Annotated in this window: 7 protein-coding genes; 2 read left to right on the top strand and 5 right to left on the bottom strand. The window is 39.0% G+C overall.

Translation table 11 applies throughout. The annotated features are described in order from the left end of the window. Window positions 1–223 precede the first annotated feature (223 nt). The 5 genes from AN391_RS18135 to AN391_RS18115 form a co-directional block, all read right to left on the bottom strand. Window positions 224–1,096, bottom strand: a complete 873-nt coding sequence (locus tag AN391_RS18135) for an alpha/beta fold hydrolase (RefSeq protein WP_055016682.1) — start codon at window positions 1,094–1,096, stop codon at window positions 224–226. Window positions 1,097–1,112: 16 nt separating this feature from the next. Next, on the bottom strand, window positions 1,113–1,622 hold the full coding sequence (locus AN391_RS18130; RefSeq protein WP_055016681.1) for a GNAT family N-acetyltransferase: 510 nt from the start codon (window positions 1,620–1,622) through the stop codon (window positions 1,113–1,115). Next, window positions 1,612–2,799: a MerR family transcriptional regulator gene (locus tag AN391_RS18125; protein ID WP_055016680.1), complete on the bottom strand. Its 1,188-nt coding sequence runs from the start codon at window positions 2,797–2,799 to the stop codon at window positions 1,612–1,614. The genes AN391_RS18130 and AN391_RS18125 overlap by 11 nt, the downstream gene beginning before the upstream one ends. 603 nt (window positions 2,800–3,402) lie before the next feature. Further along, window positions 3,403–4,800 (bottom strand): heavy metal sensor histidine kinase, encoded by a 1,398-nt coding sequence (locus AN391_RS18120; protein ID WP_055016679.1) that lies wholly within the window; start codon window positions 4,798–4,800, stop codon window positions 3,403–3,405. After that, window positions 4,790–5,476, bottom strand: a complete 687-nt coding sequence (locus AN391_RS18115; protein ID WP_004588805.1) for a heavy metal response regulator transcription factor — start codon at window positions 5,474–5,476, stop codon at window positions 4,790–4,792. Before AN391_RS18115 ends, AN391_RS18120 begins: the two co-directional genes overlap by 11 nt. A 166-nt stretch (window positions 5,477–5,642) precedes the next feature. Here AN391_RS18115 and AN391_RS18110 point away from each other — a divergent pair, with 166 nt between their 5' ends. Next, complete coding sequence (locus tag AN391_RS18110) at window positions 5,643–7,466, top strand: copper resistance system multicopper oxidase (RefSeq protein ID WP_055016678.1); 1,824 nt, start codon at window positions 5,643–5,645, stop codon at window positions 7,464–7,466. Then, the gene (locus AN391_RS18105; protein WP_036972184.1) at window positions 7,463–8,326 is read left to right on the top strand and encodes a copper resistance protein B; all 864 of its coding nucleotides are present in this window, start codon (window positions 7,463–7,465) and stop codon (window positions 8,324–8,326) included. Before AN391_RS18110 ends, AN391_RS18105 begins: the two co-directional genes overlap by 4 nt. Window positions 8,327–8,343: the final 17 nt, after the last annotated feature.

Here is an 8,343-nt window from a genome sequence, read left to right as displayed (position 1 = left end):
GAACTAAAGCATAGTTCTTATAGAGGTAGTACTTTCTGTGCTGATTGGAATCTAACAGAGGCGATGTTGCCAAACTCATTTCTGCCCCATTATGAGTTAACGTAATTACTCTAAGGGTGGCTTTGAGCGAACAAGGGACAGTCATAATACTCTAGGTCATGTCTAAAGAAGACGTTCACTTTAACTTGAGATAATTTAGTTAAAGTGAACTTAATCGAACAATTTATTTAATAGACTTAACCGCCTGCAAAAGAACTTTATTAAACTCATCAGGTTTTTCTAACATCGGAAAGTGCCCTGAGTCTTCAATGAAGAATATGCTGTAATTTTTGATATGCTTTTTATTCTCTGCCGAGTTTGTCGGCCATAATCGAGCATTCACTAGTACAACAGGTACTTTTATATTCTTATAGATGCGATATGACTCACCACTTACATATTGACTTAGATAATTACGAAATTGATTAATCGCAATACCTTTTGGTGCTGAAGCCATGTCTTCTCTAACCCAATAGAGTAACTCAGGTTCAGTATTCGGAGGCAATGAGTCTTTTACAAATGCGTTAATTCCATTCTGAAAATCGTCTTCAAAAGGCTTCGTCATTAGGTCTAGATCAACTTGCGATAACTTTAAGGCAACATTTTGTGAAGTATCAACACCAATAATCCCCTTAACTTTATTAGGCATTAACTTAGCTGCTTCAGCTATAATTCCCCCCGCCATTGAGTGACCAATCAATACAGCAGAATCTATACCTTCTTTTTCTATGACAGCTTTAATATCATTTGCGAAAGCTAGCATAGTATATTCATTTCGATTGAAAGACGAGTTACCATGCCCTGCTAAATCAATTGTAATAACCTGATATTCATCAGAAAAATAACGAATTTGATTGTGCCATAGCCTACTATCTAGACTCCAACCATGTATAAACATTAATGTTGTTTTGCCATTACCATTAACGCTATATGCAACTTTTTCAGCATCACTTGATATAGCAATGCCAAATTTAGATGCCGGGTTATTCTCTAAAGCATTTGCGCCATTTAATGACATGCAAATTAGAAATATAATTGTCAGTGTCAAATGTTTCATAATTTATATTAACCACTTAGTTGTCAAAAAAAGCAGAGTGATAAGCTACTTCACCAGTAGGAGTGTTATTGGATAGCGACAGCGCTAAAAAATACTCTGGTGGGGCATCAGCCAAGGTAAGTTTTGGCTGTGACACAAAACCAAATCGGCCGTAATATTCTGGTTCACCGAGTAACACCAGTCCTTCAATATCTTGTGATTTTAGTTGTGACATCCCTTCACGAATAAGTGCACCTCCGATACCTTCACCTTGACGTTCTGGCATTACAGATACAGGGCCTAATCCGCACCAATGAGATTCCTCGCCATTAATCAAAATCGGTGAAAAGGCGATATGACCAATGATTCCAGTTTCATCTTCACACACTAGAGAGAGTGATAATGCGTTTACATCACGTAATTTGTTGACGATTAAGTGTTCTGTTGGCGTAGCCCCAGGTTCATGGTGGGGATGGTTCATAAACGCTCGGTAAATTAATGATTCTATTTCTTTAATGTCTGAGTGATTTTCATGTCTAATTTTCATGTTTTGATCCTTTATTCTTAAGTACAAATATTTGGTAACCATACTGGCCTAAGTATTTCTCGTGTATTTGGAGTTCTTTCCGTAAGTCATCGAATGAATTTGAAGTAAAATCTTCACCTTTGAATTGAGTAATTCTTTGCTGCAATGGTTCTAGGTAGTTACGCCAAGACTGTTCGCTCTGTGTAAAGTGCTCGATAACTTCATAACCTGCTTTCATCATCTCTTTAATTCGTTGTTCAGTGGATGCCATTTTTGGATAGTTTACTTTCCAAAACTCTATGACTTCGGCATCTGGTTTATTGGTCAACCAAACCAAGTCACTAATTACTAAGAAGCCATTACTCTTGATATGTGGTTTCCAAATTTTGAGCGCCTGATTAACTCCCATGATATAAGCACTACCTTCTGACCAGATCACATCAAATTGTCCCAGGGTAAAAGGCATCGTCTCCATACTGGCACAAATCGTAGTCACTCGATGTTCAAGAGATTGGTCTTTCACTTTCTCTTGAACGCAACTCAAGTTGTATTCATCATTATCTAGAGCAGTTAAATTAAAAGTCGAATGTCTTGCCAGAAAGGATATTGTTATCCCTTTGCCACAACCCACTTCTAACACATTGCCAGACCTAATAGGTAAAGAGCTTAGTGCCTTATGAGTATCGCCTTCATCTCCTGGGCCTAATCTCTCCAACCCTTGAAAAATAGTTTCAAAATCTGCCATGTATTGCTCATGCTCATTCATGTCCTTTGACAGCCATTTAAGTCTTTGAGCTTGCTTTTCACTAAACCCCTGCTTTATCAGAAAATCATGGTGTGCAAGTGGTGCTTCTTTCTCCATTGACTGGTGCCATTCTTTCATAGAGTTCATGCCAAGCATTGAGGAAAGAAGCTCTCTTGCTTTTTGTTTTTGGGCTATTTGTGCATCCAATACACTCAGTCTATGAAGTAATAGCTCTTTGTCTATTTGAGCTTGCAAACATGCAAGGCACTCTTTTAGGGTTAGCCCACCTGCTTGAAGTCGTTGCAATAGCATTACACGTTGGACATCTTTGTCAGAATAGCAGCGATACCCATTGTTTTGTCGTTTGGCTGAAATCAAACCAAGCTTCTCGTAATAGAGTAAAGTGGAGCGGCTCAATCCAACTTTTTGTGCCAATTTAGAAATACGATACATGGGTTTTCCTCTCATTTATTAGCAATAATATAAACTGTGAAGTTTTAGACAGGTCAATATTTATTTTGGCAGAAACTTGAAAATAATCTTGGTAGTCAGAATGGTTTCGAATAGCGGGCAGAATCACCTTACCAGCTTAATCTCGTATGAAATCGGCATTTATACGCACACAGCTAGTTTGGAGTTCTTGTTGCGCAACGGAAGGAATTGTCCAAATACGATTTAGGTGGACGTCTGTTATTGCAATTGGATTCAAGATATTAAGGTGTTGTTGAACGGCCGAGTTTGGCACAGAGCCGTCCTTCGGCTCTAGCTCATTTTTGTCCAAAAACGAGTTTACCCGACCCTCCGCTTTTCGCTCAAATAAGACCCCGAAAAATGGCTCATATAGCTATCTAGGCCAACGCTTTCAAAAACAGAAGTATATTTCCGATAACTACCTTTGAATTCCTATAAACGGAAGTTTGCTTCCGAAATATAGCAATATTGGGTTAGAAACCGGAAGTTTACTTCCGTTTTGTACTTTAAGTTTATAAACCGGTGTTTAATGAAAGCTGGGAAGTCTAGAGGTACAAGCAAACATTGGGTTATTAAATTTAATAATTAGCTTTTAGCTAAATTTAGAAAAACTTTAAAGCTGGTAGTTTGATTATTTGAACTGACCTCTATATTTCCACCGTTTGCTTGCGCTAGAGCTTTAACTATTGCAAGCCCTAAACCAGCTCCATCGCTGTGTCGTTGGCGCGATTTATCGGGTCGATAAAAGCGGTCAAATAAATAAGGTAAATGCTCAGAAGGTATTCTCTCCCCAGTATTAATCACTGAAATACATATTTTATCAGCGGTAAATATTTCACTATTTACTGTGATTGATGAGCCTTTTGGGGCATACCTTATTGCATTGGATAGGAGGTTTGATAATAATTGGCGAAAGTGTAATTTGTCACAATAAAAACAAAGGTTTTGACCTTTTTTCTTAAATGTAATCAATGAGTCTTCAGCCAAAGCATCAAAGTACTCAAATAATGCTTCAATTTCATCATGGCTTTTTAGAGTATTTTGAACGGGTTTAACCAGTCCATTCTGAGTTTTTGCAAGCCAAAGCATATCACTAACCATCTTAGTTAGTCGTTCCAGCTCTTCTAGATTAGAAAACAATAATTCTTGATACTCTAACAACTGTCTTTTTTTAGATAAACCAACCTGTGTTTGAGTGATTATATTTGTTAGTGGAGTACGTAACTCATGCGCAATATCACTAGAGAAATTTGATAAACGAATAAATTCACTTTGGAGCCTGTCGAGCATCGAGTTAAACGACTGCACCATATTAACAAGCTCAATAGGCACTTTATTTTCATCAAGCCTTACATCCATCTTATTAGTTTGGATGTCATGCATTTTCTGACTCAAACCTCGTAAAGGGTTCAATCCTTGATGTATAGCAAACCAAGCCACCAATAAAATGAGTACCGCAGAGCCAAACATAATAGCCCAAAGACTTTGTTGAAATTGATTGAGAAAGTGTAAATGAAAGCTCATGTCTATCGCTGTAGTAATTTTGTATTGCTGTTGCCCAGTACTTAAATTACTCACCAGAGCTCGGTAGGTGTGGGTATCATTTTGCCATGAGGTAATGTTGTTACGGTTAAAGCCAGCTGAAGCATTAGCACTCATTACAAAATCACTAAAATCTCGTTCAGAACTTTGAAAAATGAGCTCTCCTTTTGCGGTATTTACCTGATAGTAAACACCGTGATGACCCGCTACAGCGTTAGATAATTCATTTTTAAGTTTCAGGTTTGATTTATACTGTTGTCTTAAAACTAATTCAATAGATTGATTAATAACATGCAGTTCACTACTATCTTGCTGGAAAAAATGATGTTTTATCGAACTATTTATTAAGGTGGCAACTAAAGTTAAGCACGCAATAACGGTTACAGCGACAAACAACACAACACGCATCGTAAGTGATAAAGGCCGTGACTTAATAGCCATCAGTTTCAACCTCTAATTTATAGCCCATACCACGAACCGTATGAATTAATTTAACAGTAAAGTCATCATCAACTTTTGCTCTTAGCCTACGAATGGCAACATCAATCACATTGGTGTCGCTATCAAAATTCATATCCCATACTTGAGAAGCAATTAACGAACGTGGCAGTACTTCACCTTCGCGCCGTAACAATAGTTCAAGTAAGCTAAACTCTTTATTACTCAATAAAATACGCTTGCCTGCACGTTGTATTTTTCGCTTTGGAATATCCATTTCTAAATCAGCAACTATCAGTATATCGTCAACTGTTTGTACTACACCACGGCGAATAAGAGTGCGTACTCTTGCTAAAACTTCAGCAAAAGCAAAAGGCTTTATTAAATAGTCATCAGCACCAAGTTCGAGCCCCTTTACTCTATCGTCTATACTATCGCGAGCAGATAAAAATAGTACTGGGGTTTTGTTATCTGCTTCACGTAGCGACTGTAAAATTTTCCAACCGGATACGTCAGGTAACATGACATCAAGTATTATTACATCAAATAAGTCGGTCATTGCTAGGTGATGACCGTCAAGTCCATTGCGCGCCAAAGAAACCTGAAAACCAGCTTCACTTAGCCCCTGTTTTAAATAATCTCCTGTCTTTGATTCATCTTCAACAACTAATAAGCGCATACAATTCCTTCATTAAAGTCCTAACAACTACCTCTGCAAATATTATGCAGTATCTGTCACTACAGCAACATGACACCAACATTACAACTTTGTAATGTTCGCGTCATGTTTAAGACAGGTCTATTTTCTATACTCAATACATATTCTGGTATGAAGGAGTAAGGAAATGGGGTTTAAAAAGTCATCACAACAGGTTAGCACACCACGAAGACGATTTGTTCAAGGCTTAATTGCAGGAGGTGTACTTGCTGCTTTTCCGAGTGTATTACATGCTGCATCATCTTTAGTAACAGGAACAATAACAGGCACTGTGCCCGAACTTAGCGGCAAAGTAATTGATCTGGTTATAGATGAATCGCCGGTTAACTTTACTGGCGTAGTACGTATGGCGACAACTATCAATGGCTCTATACCCGCCCCTACCTTGCGCCTCAAAGAAGGCGATGACGTTACTATTAGAGTAACAAATAAGTTATCAGTACCGAGTTCAATTCATTGGCATGGCATTATTTTACCGTACCAAATGGATGGCGTACCTGGTATCAGTTTTAAAGGCATTATGCCTGGCGAAACCTTTGTTTATAAATTTAAATTACAACAAAGCGGTACATATTGGTATCACTCACATAGTGGCTTTCAAGAAATGACTGGCATGTACGGTGCATTAATTATTGAACCGCGAGAAAAAGATATTATTAGTGCAGATAACGAGCATGTTATTCAATTATCTGATTGGACTGATGATGACCCAGTGGCGCTGTTCCGCAAATTAAAAATACAGAGTGATGTATTTAACTTCAATCAGCCCACTGTTCCAGAATTTTTTGATGACGTTTCAAATAGCGGTGTTTCGAATGCTTTGCAACGCCGCAAAATGTGGAATCAAATGAGAATGAATCCTACAGATTTAGCTGACTTATCTGCATCAGCAATGACCTTTTTAATGAACGGTAGTACGCCAATGTCAAATTGGCGAGGAATGTTTAAAGTTGGAGAAAAAGTAAGACTTAGGTTTATTAATGGCTCAAGCAATACTTTTTTTGACGTTCGTATTCCAGAACTAAAACTAACAGTTGTACAAGCTGATGGGCAAAACGTTGAACCAGTGACAGTTGATGAATTTAGATTCGGCCCTGGTGAGACCTACGACGTAATTGTTGAGCCTAAAAATGATGCCTATACGATTTTTGCTCAAAGTATGGATCGCTCTGGTTACGCAAAAGGAACTTTATCAAGCTCGCCTAATATTGATGCGCCAGTACCTGCACTTGACCCTGTTGAATGGTTAACGATGACCGATATGATGGGCAATATGACCCACGGCGGTGAGCATTCTGCAATGGCAGGTATGGCTGGCATGTCAGGTATGAACTCTAAAGAAATGGATCATAGCGCTATGGAGCACGGTGCAATGGCGATGGATCATAGCAAACATGGTATGTCTGAAAACCCATTGGCAGTTGCCAGCCCTAAAGTGCGTCATGCCAAAACGGAGTATGGAGCTTCAGTTGATATGCGCGTTGATATGCCTAGAACAAATCTTGATGATCCTGGTATTGGTTTACGTAAAAATGGTCGCCGTGTTTTAACACTTGCAGATTTACACTCACTTGAAGGGGTCACTAACCAGCAAGAGCCAGAAGCTGAAATTGAGTTGCATTTAACCGGAAATATGGAACGTTATAGCTGGTCATTTGATGGCTTAGAATTTGGTAAAAGCACGCCAGTGCATATGAAGCATAACCAACGTTTAAGAGTTATTTTACAAAACGATACCATGATGACGCACCCTATGCATCTGCATGGTATGTGGAGTGATTTAGAAAACGAGCAAGGTGATGTGCAAGTGCGACGTCATACAATACCTGTTCAACCCGCACAAAGAATCAGCTTTTTAACCACCCCTCACGATGTAGGGCGCTGGGCTTGGCATTGCCATTTATTATTCCATATGGATGCCGGCATGTTTAGAGAGGTAGTCGTATCATGAAACAATTAAAACTATCTAAATCATTTAGTTTATTAATGTTAACTGGGGCTTCATTAATTAGTTTCCCTTTATTAGCGCAAAGTGAAATGGCACAAATGAATAGCGCTAAGATGCAACCACAAGGAGGAAGTGCACCTAAAGATGCAAGAGACCCCCATGCTTACTCTGCGGGAACAACTTTAACAGAAGGCCCATATGCGCTTGAGGGCAATGAGCGATTAACACTCGCTGATGAGCATCCATTTTACGCATTACTAGGCGATCGTCTTGAATATAACGAGCAAGCAAACGCAGGTGTATTTGACTTACAAGCATGGTACGGCACTACCTTTGATCGATTGGTAATTAAAACCGAGGGTGATTTCAGCGAAGGAAGTATTGAAGAAAACCAAACCGATATTTTATGGGGTCACGCCGTATCAGCATATTGGGATACTCAAGCAGGTGTTCGTCTTGATTACAATAAAGAAGGTGAAAATCGGCAATGGTTGGCTTTTGGCTTACAAGGTTTAGCCCCTTATTGGTTTGAACTTGATATGACAGCATACGTAGGTGAGCGAGGCAATACCGCATTTACGTTAGAGGCAGAGTACGAACTACTACTCACGCAAAAGCTAATTATACAACCGCGAGCCGAAATTACACTTTATGGCAAAAACGATAAACAAAACGAGCTTGGAAGTGGCCTATCAAGCAGCGCGATTGGCTTTAGGGTTCGTTATGAATTTACACGCCAGTTTGCGCCCTATATTGGCGTTGAATGGGGCAATAAATTTGGCAATACCGCCGACTATGCCACATCAAGTGGACAAAGTAGCAACAACACCGCATTTGTTGCGGGTATTAAATTTTGGTTTTAATCATTTTAAATAAGAGG

The organism is Pseudoalteromonas sp. P1-13-1a, assembly GCF_001401875.1.
In the GTDB taxonomy this organism is placed as follows: Bacteria; Pseudomonadota; Gammaproteobacteria; order Enterobacterales; family Alteromonadaceae; genus Pseudoalteromonas.
This window is presented reverse-complemented; position numbering and strand designations above follow the sequence as displayed.